This is a genomic window from Marinomonas sp. GJ51-14 (assembly GCF_055808695.1).
The window spans coordinates 3,543,999-3,565,790 of sequence record NZ_CM147879.1 but is presented as its reverse complement, the minus strand read 5'-3'; the positions used below and the strand labels follow the sequence as shown (position 1 = coordinate 3,565,790).

The 21,792-nt window shown below is 39.9% G+C and carries 19 protein-coding genes; 13 read left to right on the top strand and 6 right to left on the bottom strand.

All coding sequences use genetic code 11. From position 1 onward, the window contains the following. Positions 1–6 precede the first annotated feature (6 nt). Positions 7–1,254, bottom strand: a complete 1,248-nt coding sequence (locus AC0L3Y_RS17210; protein WP_473466845.1) for a PucR family transcriptional regulator — start codon at positions 1,252–1,254, stop codon at positions 7–9. Continuing rightward, positions 1,254–2,507 (bottom strand): cytosine permease, encoded by a 1,254-nt coding sequence (gene codB / locus AC0L3Y_RS17205; RefSeq protein ID WP_473466843.1) that lies wholly within the window; start codon positions 2,505–2,507, stop codon positions 1,254–1,256. Before codB ends, AC0L3Y_RS17210 begins: the two co-directional genes overlap by 1 nt. A gap of 338 nt (positions 2,508–2,845) precedes the next feature. Between codB and katG the strand changes: the two genes are divergently transcribed. Further along, positions 2,846–5,041 (top strand): catalase/peroxidase HPI, encoded by a 2,196-nt coding sequence (gene katG, locus AC0L3Y_RS17200; RefSeq protein ID WP_473466841.1) that lies wholly within the window; start codon positions 2,846–2,848, stop codon positions 5,039–5,041. 160 nt (positions 5,042–5,201) lie between these two features. On the opposite strand, the gene AC0L3Y_RS17195 is transcribed toward katG, so the two are convergent. Beyond that, complete coding sequence (locus AC0L3Y_RS17195) at positions 5,202–6,794, bottom strand: methyl-accepting chemotaxis protein (RefSeq protein ID WP_473466839.1); 1,593 nt, start codon at positions 6,792–6,794, stop codon at positions 5,202–5,204. 369 nt (positions 6,795–7,163) lie between these two features. On the opposite strand from AC0L3Y_RS17195, the gene AC0L3Y_RS17190 reads away from it, so the two are divergent. From AC0L3Y_RS17190 to AC0L3Y_RS17180, 3 genes are all read left to right on the top strand, one after another. Beyond that, entirely contained in the window at positions 7,164–8,477 is a 1,314-nt protein-coding gene (locus AC0L3Y_RS17190) for a dicarboxylate/amino acid:cation symporter (RefSeq protein ID WP_473466837.1), read from the top strand. Positions 8,478–8,654: 177 nt separating this feature from the next. Further along, on the top strand, positions 8,655–9,128 hold the full coding sequence (locus AC0L3Y_RS17185; protein ID WP_473466835.1) for a DUF2127 domain-containing protein: 474 nt from the start codon (positions 8,655–8,657) through the stop codon (positions 9,126–9,128). Beyond that, positions 9,129–9,578 (top strand): GNAT family acetyltransferase, encoded by a 450-nt coding sequence (locus tag AC0L3Y_RS17180; protein WP_473466833.1) that lies wholly within the window; start codon positions 9,129–9,131, stop codon positions 9,576–9,578. 22 nt (positions 9,579–9,600) lie between these two features. Here AC0L3Y_RS17180 and AC0L3Y_RS17175 read toward each other — a convergent pair whose 3' ends face one another. Next, on the bottom strand, positions 9,601–10,020 hold the full coding sequence (locus tag AC0L3Y_RS17175; RefSeq protein ID WP_473466831.1) for an acyl-CoA thioesterase: 420 nt from the start codon (positions 10,018–10,020) through the stop codon (positions 9,601–9,603). 199 nt (positions 10,021–10,219) lie between these two features. Between AC0L3Y_RS17175 and AC0L3Y_RS17170 the strand changes: the two genes are divergently transcribed. The 8 genes from AC0L3Y_RS17170 (at position 10,220) to AC0L3Y_RS17135 (ending at position 17,346) form a co-directional block, all read left to right on the top strand. Further along, the gene (locus AC0L3Y_RS17170; protein ID WP_473466829.1) at positions 10,220–10,810 is read left to right on the top strand and encodes a pentapeptide repeat-containing protein; all 591 of its coding nucleotides are present in this window, start codon (positions 10,220–10,222) and stop codon (positions 10,808–10,810) included. 39 nt (positions 10,811–10,849) lie between these two features. Beyond that, entirely contained in the window at positions 10,850–11,389 is a 540-nt protein-coding gene (locus AC0L3Y_RS17165) for a hydrolase (protein WP_473466826.1), read from the top strand. 93 nt (positions 11,390–11,482) lie between these two features. Beyond that, entirely contained in the window at positions 11,483–11,770 is a 288-nt protein-coding gene (locus AC0L3Y_RS17160) for a hypothetical protein (RefSeq protein WP_473466824.1), read from the top strand. 353 nt (positions 11,771–12,123) lie between these two features. Next, a complete protein-coding gene (locus AC0L3Y_RS17155) occupies positions 12,124–13,299 on the top strand; it encodes an isochorismate synthase (RefSeq protein ID WP_473466822.1) in 1,176 nt (391 codons plus the stop codon). Beyond that, positions 13,296–14,921, top strand: coding sequence for a (2,3-dihydroxybenzoyl)adenylate synthase (locus AC0L3Y_RS17150; RefSeq protein ID WP_473466820.1), 1,626 nt, complete (start codon positions 13,296–13,298; stop codon positions 14,919–14,921). Before AC0L3Y_RS17155 ends, AC0L3Y_RS17150 begins: the two co-directional genes overlap by 4 nt. 9 nt (positions 14,922–14,930) lie before the next feature. Then, positions 14,931–15,815, top strand: a complete 885-nt coding sequence (locus AC0L3Y_RS17145; RefSeq protein ID WP_473466817.1) for an isochorismatase — start codon at positions 14,931–14,933, stop codon at positions 15,813–15,815. Next, on the top strand, positions 15,812–16,570 hold the full coding sequence (gene dhbA, locus AC0L3Y_RS17140; RefSeq protein WP_473466815.1) for a 2,3-dihydro-2,3-dihydroxybenzoate dehydrogenase: 759 nt from the start codon (positions 15,812–15,814) through the stop codon (positions 16,568–16,570). The genes AC0L3Y_RS17145 and dhbA overlap by 4 nt, the downstream gene beginning before the upstream one ends. 17 nt (positions 16,571–16,587) lie before the next feature. Beyond that, on the top strand, positions 16,588–17,346 hold the full coding sequence (locus AC0L3Y_RS17135; protein WP_473466814.1) for a 4'-phosphopantetheinyl transferase family protein: 759 nt from the start codon (positions 16,588–16,590) through the stop codon (positions 17,344–17,346). A 70-nt stretch (positions 17,347–17,416) separates the two neighbouring features. On the opposite strand, the gene AC0L3Y_RS17130 is transcribed toward AC0L3Y_RS17135, so the two are convergent. Further along, complete coding sequence (locus AC0L3Y_RS17130) at positions 17,417–18,208, bottom strand: AraC family transcriptional regulator (RefSeq protein ID WP_473466811.1); 792 nt, start codon at positions 18,206–18,208, stop codon at positions 17,417–17,419. Between the two features lie 140 nt (positions 18,209–18,348). Between AC0L3Y_RS17130 and AC0L3Y_RS17125 the strand changes: the two genes are divergently transcribed. Next, positions 18,349–19,557, top strand: coding sequence for an MFS transporter (locus AC0L3Y_RS17125; RefSeq protein ID WP_473466809.1), 1,209 nt, complete (start codon positions 18,349–18,351; stop codon positions 19,555–19,557). Positions 19,558–19,613: 56 nt separating this feature from the next. On the opposite strand, the gene AC0L3Y_RS17120 is transcribed toward AC0L3Y_RS17125, so the two are convergent. Further along, a complete protein-coding gene (locus tag AC0L3Y_RS17120) occupies positions 19,614–21,689 on the bottom strand; it encodes a TonB-dependent receptor (RefSeq protein ID WP_473466806.1) in 2,076 nt (691 codons plus the stop codon). Positions 21,690–21,792 lie beyond the last annotated feature (103 nt).

Below are 21,792 nucleotides of genomic sequence, written 5' to 3'. Positions count from 1 at the left end.
GAAACCTCAATCGTTGTGACTATCAAGCTGATCAGTCTGTTCTTCAATATCGTGATGATGGAATAATATTTGTTCAATCAATAGGGCGTTTTGTAAGTTGAGTCGTAAAAAAGGGTCTTGTAATGAATAGCCTAAGCGCTGTTCTATCTTGCTAAGGCGATAACTCAAGGTATTTCTATGAATACCCATGGCATCGGCTGTGTGTTGTTGGTGACCAAAATGGTTGAAGTAATGGTTTAGTGTCGCTTTCATCTCAAGTGTCGCACTATCTCGCGCAAAGCACAGCTTTCCTAAATGCTGTTTGCAGAAGTCTGCTAATAAACCACGATTAGGAATAGCCGCAAACAAACGTGCGATCCCTAATTGTTCATAGAAAAAAATACGTTGGTGTTGATGTTTTATAGCGAAGTGCAACGCTTGGCGTGCTTGTTCTGTGGCATCAGCAAGTTTTTCTAATCCTGTTTTGCGTTCACTTATACCAATGCAAAGTACGGTTTGTGGAAAGCTCTTCTGTAAGAGTGTGAGAACTTGTTCTAGTTCATCGTACAGTTCAGTTGTATCAATATCGGCCGTTGGCCAAATGGCTAAAAGATCTTTCTCATGGTTGAGTACTGGCCAAGTGATACCTCTACGCTTGAGTATTCTGCTTAGATGTTCTTCTAATGCTTGATGTAAATGAAGGAACTGTTGTGTTGAATCTTCTGTACTCAGATCCGTTTGAGTCATTCGAATGGCTAAAACAGAAAATGGATTTGAGTCAGTGATGCCCAAATCATTTGCTCTTAGGTGAATTAATTCAGGAGCATGGTCGAAACCATTAATCAGTTTTGTTAAAAAAAGTCGAACGGATTTTCCCAGTAAATTGGCTTGAACAATGGCATTACTGATAATTTCGGTCACCAATACCATTTTTAAACTATAGGGTTGCTCTAATAGTGGAATTTGATGTTTATTGGCGAGTTCTAGCACGCTATTGGGAATTTGCTGTATGAACTCTGGGCCGGTCAAAATGACCAGTCCAGCGACATTGCTGTTTACTGCTTCTTTGACAAGTTGGCAGAGGTTCTTTTCGTTGCGACGATGATTTATTCCAGTGACGAAAACCAATTCTCCACCACTGACCCAAGGTTGAATCGAATCATTTTCTGCCACATAAGGCCAACGAACAATACGTTGGCCTCCTGTCAAACCCGCTCGAAAGGTGATGCTTTCAAGGCCGGGTAAACGTGGTATATCAGCACAGCAAATACTCATTAATTGTTTAAGACCGTTTTTGTTTGAGTCTGAAGTAATGAGGTTAAAACACCATATACAACTACTGCAACAAAAACACCGACTATAGGTGGCACAACAGGTGAAAAATACGCTGCAGTAGAGGCAATCGCATAAGAACCAAGTCCAACCCAATTGAAGTCAGGTAGCTTTGTATTCTTTAGTAATGGGTATTTACCTTTATGACGTAACCAAAAATCAGCCATGATGACACCACCAATAGGTGGAATAAAAGTACCCAACAAAATCAGGAATGGAATCAAGAAGTTATACATACCAAATACGGCCATCACAGTCCCGATTGCGGCACCAATAACCGTTACGGTACGACGTTTATCAGTACGAATAAGGTTACAACCCGCCACTGCAAAGTTATAAATCGTATTGTCTTGAGTCGTCCAAATATTGAGGAACAGCATAAGAACAGCTAACACTAAAAAGCCTTGTGCAAGCATGACATCAACGATATCGGCTTGTTGATAAATTAGCGTACCCAGTGCCCCCGTTAACACCATCAAACCATTACCGATGAAGAACGCCGCCATAGTCGCCCAAACAGCTACTTTCCCACTGTTTGCAAAACGACTCCAGTTAGTTGCTTGTGTTGCACCGCTTACGAAGGTGCCAATGACAATGGTAATCGCGGCAGTAAAGCTTAAACTCTGGCTTGGTTCAATTCCGATTAATGCCGAAACACCACCAACATCGACAAGGCCCGTATAAAGGCTGATAAGAATGAAAATTAGCATGGCTGGTACAGCAACTCGAGAGAGTAAATCCATACCTCTAAAGCCGATCATTGCAGTAATGCAAAATGCCATGCCAAATAAAACCATTAATGGTGTTTGCCATGATTCTGGAATGCTGGTGATTTTTACTAAGACAATCGCGAGTGTTGCAGTCCCCCAAGCATACCAACCAATTTGAGTGAAGCCGAGAATGAAATCGGATAATTTACTGCCGATTTCACCAAAGCAAAACCGTCCCATTAAGACACTGTTTAAGCCACTTTTATAGGCAATGTATGCTAAAAAAGCAGCATAAGTTCCAAGCAGCAAGTTACCAACAAAAATTACCAAGAGTAATTCTGAAAAAGAAAAAGCCGTTCCTAGTGTTCCGCCAGCCCACATGGTCGCTGTGAAAAAGGTAAAGCCAAGCAAAATGGCTGCCATTGGCAATAAACCACGGCGTTTGTTTTGCGGTACCTCAACTAACGGATAATCTGATTGCGTCATAGTCATCTCCCATAATGAATAAGCCAACATAGCTTCCTTAAAGTCTAAGCAACTAATGAACCAATTTTGTCTCATAGGTCACTAATAAGATTATTTATGGCGAGATAACGAAACATTGCAAGAAATGCTTAGGCGCTTTACACAACACCTAGTTTCTATCTATTGCCATTAAGCTATTCTTTATGAATACCATGCACTAATAAACAGCAGTAAGCAGTGAGGGATTACCGAAACTATCGCAATGTTAGTTTTTATTTATTAGTTAATTGCTTTGTTAAAGATTATAACTATTACAAGTTAAATAAAACATATTACTAAAGCGAGTAGGAGAGTTCCTTATGTCCAATGAAAGTAAATGCCCTTTTAATCACGGTGAAACCCCAGCAGTTCAGTCAGCAGCACGTGGTACAGCAAACAAAGATTGGTGGCCAAACCAATTGAATATAAACCTTTTGCATCAACACTCTAAAAAATCTAACCCAATGGGTGAAGACTTCAACTATGCAGAAGAATTTAAAAAATTAGATCTTGAAGCCGTTCGCCAAGATTTATTCGCGTTGATGACAGATTCACAAGATTGGTGGCCAGCGGATTACGGACATTATGGTCCATTCTTTATTCGTATGGCGTGGCACAGTGCAGGTACCTACCGTACTGCCGATGGCCGTGGCGGAGCGACGTCTGGCTCACAGCGTTTTGCACCACTGAACAGCTGGCCTGATAACGTCAATCTTGATAAAGCACGTCGTTTACTTTGGCCTATCAAGCAAAAATATGGCCGTCAAATCTCTTGGGCAGATTTAATGATTCTTGCTGGTAATTGTGCATTAGAATCCATGGGGCTGAAAACATTTGGTTTCGGTGGTGGTCGAGTGGATGTATGGCAACCCGAAGATGATATCTACTGGGGAACAGAAAAAACTTGGTTAGATGATGATCGTTATACAGGTGAACGTGATCTAGAAAATCCTTTAGCTGCGGTTCAAATGGGCCTTATTTATGTCAACCCAGAAGGCCCAGATGGCGAGCCAAGTGCCTTGGCTTCCGCTCGTGATATCCGTGATACTTTCGCTCGTATGGCGATGAATGATGAAGAAACCGTTGCCTTGATTGCTGGTGGTCACACATTTGGTAAAGCTCACGGCGCAGGTGATGCGGCACAGGTAGGTGCAGATCCAGAAGCTGCTGGTATTGCAGAACAAGGTTTTGGCTGGAGTAACTCTCAGGGTACTGGAAACGGCGCTGACACGATTTCTAGTGGTTTAGAAGGTGCTTGGACGAGTACACCAACAAAATGGGATAACGGCTACTTCGATATTTTATTTGGTTACGATTGGGATATTGTGAAAAGTCCAGCAGGTGCCATTCAATGGGTTCCAACAGACCCTTCTGCAGCGAATGTACCTGATGCTCACGATAGTACGAAAAAGCATTTGCCTATTATGTTTACCAGTGATCTTGCATTACGCATGGATCCTGAGTACGGAAAAATTTCTCGTCGCTTCCACAAGAATCCAGAAGAATTTGCCGACGCTTTTGCTCGTGCGTGGTTCAAATTGACTCACCGTGACATGGGGCCGATTGCTTCTTACCTTGGTCCATTAGTGCCGAAAGAAGAGCTTGTCTGGCAAGACCCAGTCCCTGCAGTGAGCCATGAATTAGTTAATGAGACAGACGTTGCAAATCTTAAAGCAAAAATCATTGCTTCAGGTTTGTCCGTATCTGATTTAGTTTCAACAGCTTGGGCGTCGGCTTCTACTTTCCGTGGCTCAGACAAACGTGGTGGCGCGAATGGTGCTCGTATCCGTCTTGCACCTCAAAAAGATTGGGAAGTAAACCAACCTGAGAAATTGTCTACGGTATTGAAAACACTTGAAGCGGTTCAAGCGGAATTCAATCGTGGGAACTCTGCTAAGCAGGTTTCTCTTGCTGATTTGATTGTTATTGCCGGTGCGGCAGGGGTTGAAAAAGCCGCGAAAGCAGCTGGTAAAAATATCACAGTACCTTTCACTCCAGGCCGTACAGACGCTTCTCAAGAGCAAACAGATGTAGAGTCTTTTTCTGTTCTTGAACCGATTGCGGATGGTTTCCGTAATTACCAGAAAGGTAATTACACAGTATCAACGGAAGAAATGTTGTTAGATAAAGCTCAGCTATTAACTCTGTCTGCTCCAGAAATGACAGTGCTGATTGGTGGTTTACGAGTGTTGGGTGCGAATGTTGAGCAGTCTGCTCATGGTGTATTCACTCAAACTCCAGAAACATTGACGAATGATTTCTTTGTTAACTTATTAGATATGGCGACCAAATGGACGACTTTATCTGAAGAAGAGGATGAATTCGAAGGTCAAGATCGTAAAACTGGCGAGGTGAAGTGGACAGCGACTCGCGCAGATTTAATCTTTGGTTCGAACTCTCAACTTCGCGCTATTGCTGAAGTATATGCTTGCAATGATGCACAAGATCGTTTTGTGACAGATTTTGTTGCAGCATGGACGAAAGTAATGGAGTTGGATCGTTTCGATCTAGCTTAATCTCCTAGTGTTACCAACACCCAACCCCTTAATTTGAAAAGATTACGGGGTTTTTTTATGGGTGATATTTAGGTGTTTATGACAAAAAATTAGGCATAAAAAAAGCCCCATCAAACAAACTATAGTCAGCATGATGAGGCTTTTTAGAACAATTTAACGATTAGGTTTTAAACTTACTTGTTACACGTTGAATAAGTTTGGATTGCTCTTCAAGTCGAGAGAACTGAACGCTGGTTTCTTTCGAACTCTTACCAATCGAATCCGCAAGATCTGCTATACCACTGATATTCTGAGCCATGTCATTTACTACAGAGGACTGCTGGCTAGCAGCATTTGAAACATCGACGTTCATGCTGGTGAGTTGTTTAATAGACTCAGAGCTTGAATTGATGATGTGTGTAATCGCGTCCATAGATTCGATAACAGCGGTTCTTTTTTCAGTTGTATTACTCATGTCTTGAATAGTTTTTTCAGCGCTTAGCTGTAGTTTATCGAGAATCGTTTGAATTTGAACGGTACTTTGTTGGCTGCGTTGAGCAAGATTTCGTACTTCATCGGCAACCACCGCAAACCCTCGACCAAGTTCACCAGCACGTGCTGCTTCGATAGCGGCGTTTAATGCAAGTAGGTTAGTCTGTTCGGAAATGCCTTGGATAACACTTAGAACTGAATTTATCTCTTCAACGTTGCCACCTAGCTCTTGGATAGATTCTTCAACACTGGCTAATACGCCGTTCAATGCATTAAGTTCTTCACCCGATATTTGGACCTGTTTAAGCACATTTTGAACTTCAGCGTCAGTATTTTCAGCCGAAGTTCGTGTACGTTCGGCGTTGTCGGCAATTTCCATTGCTGTTGTAGACATTTCTTCAATGGCTGTTGCTGTATTAGCAGTTTCTTGAACTTGTCTATCAGAGGCTAGGGCAAGCTCTTTATGTTGTTGTCTTGATACAGAGGCGACTTCGTTTAATTGATCACAGGCACTTTTTAAACTGTTTATATCGCCAGCCATTGATGCTAAGAAACGGTTAAAGTGGCTAGAAATATCATCCAAGATATCTAATGAGCTTCCAGGTAAAGTGGCGGTTAGATCACCTTCACCATCTGCTAAATCTTCCACTGCATCACGCAGAGACGTAAGTGCAGTCAGCATGAGTCGAACGGAAAAGAATACGACGATAGCAACAAAAACAGCCAATCCTAATATCACTAATAAGTTTTGAAAGAGGCTAGATTGTTGGGATTTTTTAAGTGAGTTGTCTATATTGTTCAACATTACTTCTGTGCCATCGATAAAGAAGCCAGTTGCGATTGCAACGTTCCACTTATCAATCCATAGGGAGTAGCTGTATTTTGCTGAAGGTTCTGTTTCCCCTTTTTTAGGGAAATAATAGGTAGTAAAGCCTTCGCCAGATTTGGCAGCAGCGAGTATGTTTTTGACGATAAAGTTACCGAGTTTGTCTTTTGAATCAATAAAGTTTCCACCAACTCCAACCCCAGAACCACTCATTAAACGTGTACCTTCTCCGTCATAGGCGAATAAGTAACCTACATCGTTGTCGAATCGATAGTTATAAAGGAGTGCTAACGCATCTTCTAAGCCTTCTTTGCCGGGCATATCAAGATAGGGTTTGATAATACTTAAAGAAGAATCGATAACCGTGACCAGGCGTCTTTTCTCAACTTCAATAATGGCATCTTCTGAAATCTGTGAAACTTGCTGATTGATTGTGTCGAGAGTTTTTATTTGCATAAAAATGCCTACAAGAGCCACTAAAAGAAAGGGGGCAAAAGCAAACATGTATATTTGGGCTTTTAACGATCTAAACATAAGTAACACTCCAGGATAAAAAGGGATACCCCTATGATCTGTTGTTTTTGTATATCTAAACCATACTCGATGAATATACAAAGCTATAGTATTTGACAGGAATGTGTAAGCAATGTTTACAAAATATGACAGGTTTTAGCTCAAAATAAGCTAGATTTATATAAGATGAGGAAAATATGAAGCTATTTTAAATGGACAGAAGCCGTTCTGAGTTGCCTAAAGCTTGTGTTTACTTCATATAACAGAATTTTATAATGTTCGTCATAATTTGAAAAATAAGGAGAGTTAAATATGAGTTGGTGGTATTCCGCAACCTTAACAACAAAAATTGTGTATTCGATGCTACTAGGCTTGGCCCTTGGCCTATTAGTGAACTTTAGTTTTGGTGTCGATGGTGTTGTCCAAGAAGGTAATAACGCCATAGCTGATTTTTTTGTCTACGGCGTTTTTGAAACGGTAGGAAAAATGTTTGTTTCGGCACTGAAGATGTTAGTTGTGCCATTGGTCGTTTTTTCCTTAATTTGTGGTGTCATTGGTATTGGTGATGTTCGTGTCTTAGGACGTGTTGGTAGCAAATCTGTGATTTTTTACCTATTAACTACAGCGATTGCGATTGCTACAGCCATATTATTAGCGTCATTATTAAATATAGGTGCAGGCTTTGAACAAGGCTCTGTTGCTATGAAAGAAGTGACAGCGAAAAGCGCACCATCACTTGTGGATGTATTAATTAATATTGTTCCAACCAACCCTATACAAGCCATGGCAAATGGTTCCATGCTACCGATTATATTTTATACGGTACTAGTAGGCGTTGCGCTTCTGATGTTAGGTGATAAAGGTAAACCCCTGCAAGATGGCGCTATGCTCATGAATGACTTAATGATGAACTTGGTGAAAATCGTCATGTCATTTGCACCTTATGGTGTTTTCTTCTTGATTGCCAAAACCTTTGCTGAAAATGGCCCGGCTATGTTTATTCCGTTAATGGGGTACGTGGCGGCGTTACTTGGTTCATTGGCTTTCCATTGCTTTATTACCTTGATGGTTCTTTTGAAACTTTTCACCGGTTTGAGCCCGCTGACTTTCTTGAAGAAGATAAGATCGGCTCAGACCTTTGCATTTTCAACGGCCAGTTCTAATGCCACTATTCCCGTGACATTGGATGCGGTGACGAATCGAGTTGGTGTGCATCCGTCTGTTGGTTCTTTTACTGTGCCATTTGGTGCAACGATTAACATGGATGGCACTGCGATTATGCAAGGTGTTGCGACTGTTTTTATTGCCAATGTATATGGTGTAGATTTGGGCCTAAGTGGTTACTTAACGGTTATATTGATGTCAGTACTCGCTTCCATTGGTACAGCTGGGGTTCCCGGTGTTGGTATGATCATGTTAACTATGGTGCTGACGCAAGTTGGTTTACCTGTAGAAGCCGTTGGTCTGTTGTTAGGTGTCGACCGTTTAATGGATATGTGTCGAACCGCTGTTAATATTACCGGTGATGCTGTCGTTTCAGCCATTGTGGCGAAAGGTGAGGATAAAATTGACATGACAATTTTTGATAATCCTGAAGCAGGTGTAATTCGTAGCCATAGCAAATAATCTAAAACCGTAAGCAAAAAAAGGGAAGGCCTGCATTTTTCTGTGCAATGGGCTTTCCCTTTTTGTTTTCAAGCAAAGGTCTTCTACTTTATTTCTAGTATTTAAAATAAAACGGAAACGACTTTGTTTTGTCTTTTTCTTCGTTTATTCTAATTTTTTAGCAACAAAGTAGTCACTATGAAATTTCAAGGGTTAAATGCCATTGCGTTATTAGAGGGCTTTAAAGGGGTACTCGCATTATCCGTAGCCATTGGCGTTAATGCTTTGGTTGGCGAAGATCTTCATCAGATAATGTTAGATTTCATGTTAAAATGGGGGATATCTCCTGTCGGTCATTACCCTACAATCGTTTTGATGTTGGTCGACAAGATTTCTAATAACAGTTTAATTTTAGTAACTTTAGTTGCTCTTATTTATGGCGCTTTTCGATTTGTATTAGCTTATGGGCTTTGGAATCAATTACTTTGGATTGAATGGTTTGCTTTTATTACCGCATCGCTTTATATCCCTTTTGAATTGTATGCCATCTATCAAGATCTCAATGTTTTTAGTGTGTCAGCCTTGGTTATTAATCTTGCTATTGCTGGCTATTTATTTAGGGTTTTAAAACGTGGTGTAAAGAATAAACAATCAATTCGTAGTGAACCTTAAATGAAGATACGTGCATATAAAGAAGAAGACAGAGTACCGCTAATTGCATTATGGCGAGAATGTGGTTTGGTGACACCTCAGAATGATCCTGATAAGGACATTGACCGTAAACTCAAAGTCGATGCTGATCTATTCCTTGTAGGTGTAGAAAATATTAAGGTTGAATCTGGAGAAGAGGAAAAAGAGGTTGTTGTCGCTTCTGTAATGGGAGGGTATGAAGGTCATCGAGGTTGGATTAATTATTTAGCCGTCAGTCCAAGCCGTCAAAGGAAAGGGTATGGTCAGATGATTATGGCGGCGGTTGAATCACGTATTCAAGCTAAAGGGTGCCCTAAAATTAACCTGCAAGTTCGTCATGCTAATCAGGCTGTAATCGCATTCTATGCTGAGTTAGGTTATGGAGATGACAATGTTCTAGGGTTAGGGAAACGCCTTGAAAAAGATGATTAACGTTTCCCTATATGTTTACTAATTAATCCTCTGATTTTAATTCGAGGGCTTTTTGAATTTTCATTTTATAATCATCAGGTAATGCAACGGCGGCTTTTTTCTCTTTCGAAAAACAGACATAAGTAACATCGGCTTCAGCAACCAGTGTGTCTGTTTTAGCATTTACAATGCGTTGCTTCATGGTGACACTGCGATTTCCCAATTTTGAAAATTGAGTATGTACTTCGAGTATGTCTCCAAAGTTACCTTCCGCTTTGAAGTCAATGTTGATGTTAACTACAGCCCAAGCTAAGCCTTGCTCCATTAGTTCTGTATTAGCACCAAACTCATCAAAAAATGCCCAACGACCTTCTTCTAAAAATTCTAAATAGCGGGCATTGTTAACGTGTTGGAAGATATCCAAATGATACCCTCGGACTTTAATTTGGATTATGTTTAACATCCTTCTTCCTTCTCATTATGTTGTCTAAAAAGGTTACTTTTCTTAGTAAAAGAAGCATATGGCAAAAACGTTCAAATTTACTGACATGTCTTAGCGTTTTGACGTGTTATTTATAACATAACTGTTTATTTATTTTGAACGGGTTACCATGAGAATAGGCCAATAGACTGTAAATACGTTCATCAGGAATCGGAAAAAAATGCTAGAAAATAAAAATGAATACTATACTCAAAAATTCGAAGATCTTGTTATGGTACAAGATACCTTGGTGAGTGGGGTATTTGAAAATTGTACTTTTGAGTCCTGTGATTTTTCTGAATCTATGTTTGATGGCTGCACATTTAAAGATTGTCGTTTTGTTAAATGTAAGTTGACTGCCATACGAGTTAAAAATACTAAATTTTCAGATGTTAAGTTTTATGATTCTAAGGTCCTGGGCGTAGATTGGACGAAAGCTTACTGGCGAGGCTTAGATTTAGGTGCAGCACTTCACTTTGAACGGTGTTTGATCAATGCATCATCCTTTTATGGACTAAAACAATCTGGCATTGTATTTGATGAGTGTCGTGCTCATGATGTAGATTTTCGAGAAGCAACTCTTTCCCGTGGACGATTTTCTGGAACGGATTTAAGTAACAGTTTATTTATAAACTCTGATTTATCCAATGCCGATTTTAATGGAGCTATCAATTTTGATATAGATGTGACAAAAAATATGCTGAAAGGCGCTACTTTTGACCGCTATGAGGCTGTTAGTTTGCTGGCATCATTGGGTATTAAATTAGTCTAATTGGTTTACAAAAGGTTATGTAAAAAGAAGAGGCCAACTATGTTAAGAAAAGAAAAAACGGGTTTAGTTATCATAGATGTTCAAGGCAAATTGGCGGAAATCGTTCATGACAGTGAACGAGTTATTGCTAACCTTGTAAAACTAATTCAATCTGCAAAATTGTTAGGTCTGCCTATTTTATGGTTGGAGCAAAATCCAGAAAAATTGGGTGAAACGGTTCCTGCTTTAAAAGTGGCTTTAGATTCCGTTCAGCCTATTTCAAAGTATGCATTTAGTGGCTGCGGTGAACCTGAATTTGCTGCGGCAGTTGAAAGAACTAAAGTAAATACATGGCTTATCGCTGGTATTGAGGCACATATTTGTGTTTATCAAACGGCGCTCGATTTAATGAACTCGGGTTATATGGTTGAATTGGTTAGTGACTGCATTTCATCTCGCTCATCGGATAATAAAGAATTAGCGTTAGCGAAGTTAACAAGAAAGGGCGCAGAGATAACCTGTCTAGAAATGAGTCTGTTTGAACTGATTGGTGATTGTCAATCCACAGAGTTTAAAGCTGCGTTAAGTTTAATTAAATAGTTGGAAATTCAGATAATTATCCGAATCAAGGCGCTTTGTGTTTTAATTCAATTATCTTACTCACAGTAACACCATTTCCTTTAGGCAGGCAGCATGAATTTAGATAAATCTAAAAAACGTATCGCAAAGAAAGTTAAAATGGGTTTTAAAGGTTATCCACAAGTCACATTTGCCTACTTCGGTGAAACCGCAAACAAAGCAACAGAAGTCGTGGTGACGTTTTTACTAGAAGAAGGCGCAGAACCACAAGAACAGCGCTTTGCTAGCAAAGAAGACGTGCGTGAAGACGAAGTGATTCAATCTGCACTGGTAAAAATCATGGAACGCACAGACGCGAAAACGGTACTGGAAGTAGAAGGGACTGCATTGTTAAGTGAATAGGCTTGTCTTCATTTACTAAATCAGAGCTTATGAAAAGCTATTTTTTCAACATGTGCTGGGCAAGGCATTAATTAATAACCCCTTAATAATACGGGTGTTAGTAAAGAAAGCCTGTTCAGCTATTTTCTAAAACCTCCTTTTGAACCAATTTTTATACAACCTTCCAGATTAATACAAGCTCTCACATATCAATGGTTAATCTCAAAGAACTCATATGAAACGGATTGAGTCCTATCTATTTTTTTAAAGATTTCTATTTTTTTACAAAAAAACGATGGCTCTATTAAATGCAATTGATTATCATTTGTGTCGAATTAACTATTAGTAATGATTATCATTACTGGAGGCTTCGTATGAATGTTACCCTTCCTGACTATGCTGACTCATTAGCATTAGAACAATCCCAGACTGATTTGTTTTTGTTTAATTCGAATACTAATCTTGTACGTGCTAGTGGTGTGAGTCAGCAGTTATCGACACCAATTGTTTCCCCTAGTTTCAATCAAGAAGTCCAGACGATCTTTAAAAGTGAGTCTGATAAAGGAGTACAAAATCCAATATTAGTTGGTGCGATTCCTTTTGATATGACTCAACCTACACAGCTTGTTACCCCTGAATGGTCTGAACGAGTAAAGCCGCTCCAAAGTGAGTTATTGCCATTCATCGATAACGATTTTTCTCATCGAGTGACAGAGCACAGTTTTACACCAAATCATGCGGATTTTTTAGCCATGATTGAACAGGCGCTTTCTACTTTTGAAAATGATCATTTGAAGAAGGTGGTACTGTCGAAGGTATTAGAATTGAGATTAGACAAAGCGGTTGATGTTTCCCGTTTGTTGGCCAATATCATGGCGCAAAATCCTAATGCTTATCATTTTAATGTGCCGCTTAAAAACAGTGTATTGATCGGTGCGAGTCCAGAACTGTTAATAAGAAAACAGGGTCATCGAATATTTTCTAACCCATTAGCGGGATCAGCCAAGCGTTTAAGCGATAAAACGGCGGACCAACAGGCATCTGAAAGCTTACTTCAATCAGTGAAAGATCAATACGAGCATCGTCTTGTTGTCGAGGCTATACGAACTTCATTAACACCATTAGTGCAGAATCTCATGATACCTGCAAAGCCCAGTGTTATATCCACACCAACCATGTGGCATTTGTCGACTGAAATTGAAGCAACTTTACCACTAAGTAATGTGACGTCCATTTTTGATGTAATTAAAAATATGCATCCAACTCCAGCAATGTGTGGCACACCGACCTCGCTTGCTCAGCGTCAGATAGAAGCATTAGAGCCTCATAAACGTGGTTTCTTTAGTGGTTTGGTTGGTTGGTGTGATTCACAAGGTAATGGTGAATGGGCGATCGCTATACGATGTGCAGAAGTATCGGGTAATAACGTGAAGCTGTTTGCTGGTGCTGGCGTAGTGCCAGATTCGTTACCTGAAAGTGAGTGGCGAGAAACATGCGCAAAAATGCGTACCATGATTAATGCATTTGGAATAAAGGAAGATTTGATATGAGCATTGTTTATACGCCGTGGCCAGACTCCTTGGCACAAGTATACCGAGATAAAGGTTATTGGACAGATCGACCATTGTCGGATCTGATCGATAACGCTCCGCAAGATAATGTGGCTGTGTTATGTGGAGAAAGGTCGTTGACCTACCGTGATTTGTCTTCTCAATCAAATACTTTGGCTGCTTATTTACAACGACTTGGCCTACAATCTGGTGATACAGCACTGGTTCAATTGCCTAATGTTGCCGAGTTTTATGTGGTTTTTTTTGCACTTATTCGGTTAGGTGTTGTTCCTGTTAATGCTCTATTTAATCATAACGAAAATGAGCTAAATGCCTACGCAAAACAAATAGAGCCAAAGTTGCTAATCGTTAGTAGCGATCATTCTTTATTTACTAATGATGATTACTTTAAAAGGTTAAGCTCATCTGGTTCTTTACAGCATGTGTTGCTGGTTGGCAAAGGAGGGTGGGCGGATTCATTAGATAATATTCTTGCATTAACTATTGATAAGACACTAATTGCATCACCAAGTAAGGCTGACGAGGTGGCCTTCTTTCAACTTTCAGGTGGTAGTACAGGCACGCCAAAATTAATTCCAAGAACACACAATGATTATTTTTTCAGTGTACGACGAAGCGCGGAAATTTGTCACCTTTCTGAATCAACAAAATATTTGTGCGCTTTACCTTGTGCTCACAACTTCCCTATGAGCTCTCCTGGTGCTTTTGGTGTATTTCATCGTGGTGGGAGCGTTGTTATGGCGTCCAGCCCCGATTCAAGTGTATGTTTCGACCTTATTGAGCGTCATCAAGTAACGATTGCGGCGTTGGTTCCTCCTGCACTGGCTTTGTGGTTGCAAGCGATGCCGTCGTCTAAGAAAAACTTATCGTCATTAGAACTGATGCAAGTGGGTGGTGCGAAACTGAGTGAGAGCGTGGCTCGTCAGGTTCCGGATGTATTAGGTTGTCAATTACAGCAAGTGTTGGGCATGGCGGAAGGTTTGGTGAATTACACCAGGCTAGATGACGACATAGATACGATATTGACAACGCAAGGGCGGCCGATGTGTTCCCTTGATGAAGTTAAGGTTATTGATGACTCTGGTAATGAAGTGGGGCCAAATATGGAGGGACAATTAATTACGAGAGGGCCTTACACGATTCGTGGTTATTACAAAGCACCAGAACATAATGCAAAGGTTTTTGATAGTGAGGGTTTTTATCATTCAGGTGATCTTGTGTGCCGAGATGCAAATGGCTATTTGACTGTCGTTGGCCGTGATAAAGATCAGATCAACCGCGGTGGTGAAAAAATTGCGGCGGAGGAAATTGAGAACCTTCTTTTAAAACATGAATTGATTGTACACAGCGCGCTTGTATCTATGCCGGATAAAATGATGGGCGAAAAAAGCTGTGCTTTTATTGTCCCAAAAACAGCTTCTCATGGGTTGAAAAGTATTACATTGCGTAAGTATTTACGTGGGCTTGGTATTGCTGATTATAAGGTGCCAGATCGGTTTGAATTTATTGAAACCTTACCTCTTACTCCAGTCGGCAAACCCGATAAAGTCGCTTTACGTAATGTAATTCGCCAACAACTACAAGCAAACAAAACACTTTAAAGGACGATTATGAGCATTCCAACGATTCCTTCTTATCCTATGCCAACTGCGGATACTTTCCCCAACCAAAAAGTGAATTGGGTTTTAGAGCCTAAGCGAGCTGTATTTTTAATTCATGACATGCAAGCGTACTTTTTGCGCTTTTATGATCAAGAGTCAGACTTAATAAAAACGTTGAAGCAAAATCTTGCTGCAATTAAAGCGTATTGTCATGCCAACGGTATTCCTGTCGTTTATACGGCTCAACCAAAGGATCAAACGCCGGAAGATAGAGCTTTATTGAATGATATGTGGGGAAGTGGCCTTAACGACTTTCCTGAGCTACAAAAAGTGGTTGAAGAACTCGAACCTGATGAACAAGATACGGTTTTGGTGAAATGGCGTTATAGTGCTTTTCATCGTTCAAGTTTGGAAAATTTGATGAAATCGTGGGGCCGTGATCAATTAATTATTGGCGGAATTTATGCTCATATTGGTTGTATGATTACTGCTGCTGATGCTTTTATGCGTGATATACAGCCTTTTATGGTGGGTGACGCTTTGGCTGATTTTACCGAAGAAGAACATCGACAAGCGCTTGTTTATACGGGGGGAAGAACAGGGCGAGTGATTTCAACAAAAGACATACTCACGTCCACTGATATCCCAGATGCGGGTTTTCGATATGAGCAATTAAAAACGCAAGTATTGGCTTTTTTGGATGATGAGGATATTCAAGAATTTGATGCTGATGAAGAGCTTATTGACTACGGTTTGGACTCCATTCAAATAATGTCTCTTGTTTCAACATGGAAAGCGCATGGTGTTGAAGTGTCTTTCCAAGAGCTGGCTAGTGCTGCGACATTGAATGGTTGGTGGAATCTTCTGCAAAGTAAGCAGCAGGTGGCGGCATGATCAATCCGTTGGATTTCACTGGAAAAACCGTTTGGGTGACAGGTGCCGGAAGAGGAATCGGCCTAGAAGTTGCCAATGCATTTTTAGAAAATGGTGCCACTGTTATTGGGTTTGATTTGGTATTTTCTGAGCCAAAATATGACTTTGAATGCATTGAGCTGGATATCAGTGATGAACAAGCGGTGGCAAGCACTGTTTTGTCGGTGAGTGAACGTCATCCTGTTTTGGATGTGCTGGTAAATGGCGCGGCTATTTTGCATTTAGGAAGTGTTGAAGAAACAAGTTTAAAAGAGTTTCAACGTTGCATAAATGTCAACGCGGGTGGGCCTTTTTTGATGATCCAGCACACCATTCCTCTTTTTAAACAGCAAAAGAGTGGTGCGATTGTTACCATCAGTTCGAATGCGGCTAAAGTGCCAAGACAAAATATGGCGGCTTACTGTGCGTCAAAAGCTGCCTTGTCCGCATTAAGTCATACCGCTGCATTGGAACTTGCGCCTTATGGTGTGCGATGTAATGTGGTGTGCCCAGGTTCTACAGATACACCTATGCAGCGTATGTTATGGACGGATGACGAGGCGGAAAAGAACACCATTCGAGGCTTTCCAGAACAGTACAAACTGGGGATCCCTTTAGGCAAAATTGCTCAACCTAATGACATTGCTCAAGTGGTCTTGTTTTTCGCTTCATCTATGGCAAATCATATTACGATGCAAGATGTGGTCGCTGATGGTGGTGCAACATTGAATGCTTAATAGTTATTAAATAGGCTATGAAAAAAACAACATGGTTTCATGTTGGTTTTTTTAAGATGGTTGGGCTGGATACTTATATGTTTTTAAATTCTGAGAGTTCATATGGACAAACACAAATTAGCATTGGAGAGTATGGTTTTTTAAATATCAGCCAATTCTTTTTCCAAGAACACGGATTGATCGATTCTGAGTGCGAAGCAAAAGTAACTAAACCTGAGGGTTACGAAAAATGGAGAGTAAAACGAAAGGAGTCATTTCTAGCTGGACGGCTGGCTGTAAGGTATGCGCAGTATTGTTTGAATCTGCCAATGGTTGATATTCCAAAAGGAAGTAATGGCTCTCCTATTTGGCCAAATAACTATACTGGAAGTATTTCACATATAGATGGTCAAGCTGTCGCGGTATTATTGCTAAATTCGCATTCGCATATTAAAGGGATTGGAATAGATGTAGAAAAGACTAGCCATTCAAACCAACTTGAAGAGTTGGATATGATAGGCCGAGAGTCAGAGTTACAGGTTCTTACGGACATAAATGTTGAAGCGAGGTTGGCAAGGTTGCTTTTATTTTCTCTTAAAGAGAGTGTCTACAAAGCGTTATTTCCAATCGTTGGTACTTTTTTCGATTTCTTAGATGTTGATCTTATTTCTTGTCATAAAAATACCGTTACCTTTCAAGTGAAGCGACAATTAAGTGATCAAGTTCAAAAAGGTTTTCAACTTAAAGGAAATTTTATCCAAGAACAGGATCATTTTATTACATGGGCATATTGGTAAAATATCTTCCAACACTTTCGTTATTAATTCGGTGTGAATTTTGTCTAATTTAGCGTCTTGATAAACTAACTTAGTCTTTCTTTATATACGCTATAGGGTTGTTTTTAAATACTTGTTTGAAGGCATAAGCAAAAGCCGAAGATGAGTGATAACCGACTTCTAAGGCGACTTCTGTCACTGACATTCCACCTTGTTCTAATAAATTTATGGCTTCTAATAGTCGTATTTTCTGACGCCACTCTTTAAATCCCATACCCACTTCTTTGTTAAATATTCGAGTAATTGTTCTACTTGAAATCGTCAGCTTTGTTGACCAATTTTCAAGGCTCAGTGAGTTACTTGGCTCTTTCATTAATTGAGTAACTAATTGGCTCAACCTTTTATCAGAAGGGATTAATAAGGATAAAGCATTGTCTGATTGCAAGGCTAATTGATCAATCAGTACCTGTATGAGTCGTTGTTCAGGATCGTCTAGATTTTTTTGGGGGCTGATATTACCAATAGAAAGAATGAGCTCTCTAGCTAATGGTGTAATGTTTAATACCTTATTTTTATCTCCCATCTTAGTGACAATATCTGGTCTAAAGTAAAGGCTATGGAATTTTGCACCAATGGGCGCTTTTACACCATGATCACAATTAGGCGCTAACCAGATAGCTTTTTGTGGTGGTACCAACATGATTTGGTTTTGATACTCCACATGCAAAATTCCTTTTGAAGCATACATAAGCTGGTACCAGCTGTGATGATGTGGTGGACCTTGATGGCCGGCTGGCATATCTATTTTTCGAGTGATGACAGGTTTATCGCCAGCATTGATGATTTGTTCATTGGTTGAAAATGCTTTTATATATGGTTTCATGTTTAATTATTAGATGTTTGTCTTTTAATCGATGATTGAAGTCATTTTGTAGAAGGTAAGACTTAAAGCTAACTGATAAACTCTGCGATATCATATATCACCATTTATTGCATTCAAGCTATTCATAAAGAGAAGTTGTTATGTTGAATTCAGAAATAACGCTGCAATCAGAGAAGCCACTAAAGTCATGGCAAACGCCTAAACATTTACTTATGTTGGTGTCGATTGTTGTGCCAATAGCATTTGCTAGCTGGCAAGCTTTGCTTAATAATTTTGTGATTGAAAAAGCCAATTTCACAGGTGCTGAAATTGGCTTATTGCAAAGTGTTCGTGAGATTCCTGGTTTCTTGGCTTTCACTGCTATTTTTATTCTATTGTTCATTCGAGAGCAAGGCTTCATGCTTTTGTCTTTGATCATGCTTACTGTTGGCGTGGCGATTACAGGTTTTTATCCTTCTGTAGCAGGGCTGTTATGTACGACATTATTGATGTCTGTTGGCTTCCATTATTTTGAAACCCTTAAGCAGTCCTTGTCATTGCAATGGCTAACTAGAGAAGAGGCACCAGAAGTTCTAGGTAAGCTTATTTCGATTGGTGCACTAGCATCTTTGATAACTTACTCTGGTTTATGGTTATTACTTGAGGTTGTTCAACTTGATTATAAATGGGTGTATCTAATCGCCGGTGGAGCAGCTTTGACCTTGGTTTTATTTATTTGTGTGGCTTTCCCTCGATTTGAAGCAAAAACACCACAAAACAAAAAGCTGCTACTTCGTAAACGTTATTGGCTCTATTACGCACTGACATTTATGAGTGGTGCGAGACGTCAGATATTCGTCGTTTTTGCTGGTTTTTTAATGGTAGAGAAATTTGGTTATTCCGCATCAGACATTACCTTATTGTTCTTGATAAATTATCTGTTTAATTGGTTTTTTGCTAAACGAATTGGGCGTTTGATTGGTCGTTTTGGTGAGCAAAAAGCATTGGTTTTTGAATACACTGGTTTGGTTTTTGTGTTTGTTGGTTATGCGTTTGTTGATTCAGCTATGTTGGCAGGTAGTTTATACGTCATTGATCATTTATTTTTCGCATTGGCATTAGCGATTAAAACCTACCTACAGAAAATTGCAGATCCAGCGGATATGGCATCCACGGCAGGAGTATCTTTTACCATCAGCCATATTGCCGCAGTTGTTATTCCAGTTACTTTTGGACTGATTTGGTTGGTGTCGCCAGCTAGTGTCTTCTTAGCGGGTGCCTTGATGACGGTTGTTTCTTTGATATTGGCATTTAATATCCCGAATAAACCAGAGGAGGGCAACGAAGTTCGCCGTTTTCAATGGCGTTAATAATAAAAAAAGGCGAATCATTGATTCGCCTTTTGAATTTGATTACTCAATACATGTTACATACGGTAAGTAGCACTTACACCAATTGTACGGCTTTGACCAACAGAAGCCCTAGTACCTCTATTTATTAAGTAAACTACGTCTTCATTTGTTAGGTTTTTAATGTACCCATCAATGGTTAAGTCCCCAGTGGTATATTGAATACGAGCATCAGTGACAACATAATTTCCAGACTTGTAATCTTCAGTGTTATCTAAATCAGCGTAGTACTCGCTAACATAAGTTGCATCGGCTCCAAAAGATAAGTTGTCGCCAATATATTGTGTAAAACCTAAGCCAAGGTTTAGGTCTGGTGCATAAGTAAGTTCATTGCCATCCCAGTCAGAAGTGCTATCACTGGTCGCGTTGATGGTGTTTTGCAATGTACCTATCGAACCACGTAGTTCTAGGTCATCAGTTACCAAAAAGGTAACCTCTAATTCAGCGCCATAAGTCTGAACAGACTCGACATTTTCTAATGTGTCGCTTGTGTAAGCCTGATAATCGGAATAATCATTGTAGAAAATACTTGCATTAACAGACATGTGATTAAAACGTGTTTTACTACTTAGTTCGAGCGCTGTGACTTCTTCTTTATCATAAGTGTAATACTCATTAGTGCTCCAATTAAGGCCTGCTCCACCTGCGTTGTAACCTTGACGAGCAGAGGCTCCTAGTGTTGTTTTTCCGGTTAGGTCATAAGTAACACTTAGTTTAGGGAGGATGATTGTGTAATTCTCATCTTGATCTAGTGTATAGGTGCTGGCTTTTACAAGTGTTCTATCTTGATTTTGGTTTTCAATACGACCGCCGACAGTCAATGACAGTTTCTCTGTGGCGTCATAAGTTGTCTCACCAAAAATTGCTAAGGTAGTTTTTGTCCCATCTGAAATAAAGTAATTGGAATCTGAAGAGCCAAAATCGACATCCAGAGTTGTATCTGACTGGGATGCATAGAATCCAATTAAGCTAGCAAGATTGGAATTATGTGGTGTGATTAATATTCTGTTTTCTAGAGCAATTGTTTCTTCAGTTATGTTTAAAAGCGTTGTTCCTGGGTATTCATCAAAGGAAGCATCTTGATTGTTGTAGCTGAATTGAGTTTGATTTTTGACGGTGTCAGAGATCTGGTAATCAACATCAATAGAGACAGTATCTACTATTGAATCTTGTAGACGAGTATTTTCACGGTCACTTGAATTTATTGAAGATGTAAGAGATTCGAAGTTACTACTGTCACCATTAATCCAAGAAAGGTACTCTCCTTCATTTTCTCTATGGATAACGCTTAATTTGGCTGTTAAGCCTTCAATGTCAGACGGCTCCCAGAGTAGTTTTCCTCGAAAGTTAATAGACTCTGAATCATTTAAATCAGGTGAATCCGCTACATCACTATCTGCTACGTCATAATCAATCCAACCTTCACCTGTAGTGCCATCAAAAGACAGTCGATAAGCTAATTCGTCTTCAATGAGTGCGCCAGAGTTCATGACTCCAAGGTTATACATGAGGTTGCCGTTATTATATTGCTCTAACCCTAAACGAATCGCACTTTCTGGTGTAAAGGTAGGATCATTAGTTTTAATAACAACAGCACCTGCAATGGCATTTGTTCCCTGCGATGTGGATTGTGGCCCACGAAGTACTTCAACAGTCTGAGTGTCCCACAGCCCAGCTGGTGTAAAATTATACCCGCCCCATGCTTCTGTTACACCATCGACTGTGGTCGATATGCGAGGGCTACCTCCTGTCATGAACGCGTTACTTCCTGTTGCCGCTCCAGCACCATTAACGCCACGAATATTAATCGTACCGAATCCTGCCGCAGTTACGTTAGGTGCTTGAATAACAATATCATTTACTTCTTTCGCTTCACCGCTTGCATAACTCTCTTCACCAATAACGGTTACCGCGGTAGTCGTATTCTTTATGTCTTTGTCTACTTTTTCACCTGTAACGATTAGAACAGGCAAGTTTGTTTCTTCTGTTGCAGCGTTTTCGGCAAAGGAGTTTCCTGAAATAAGTGCCGCATTGATGCTTATTATTGCTGCAGCGACACGTGATAGTTTGGTTGATGGTGTGTATTTCGACATTTTTATAACCTTCCTTTGTTTAGATTAAGTAAAAAGCTTGCTAATAGTATTGATAATGCGAATCGTTCGCAATAGTATTCGTTAGGTTTTTTTATTTAGGCGA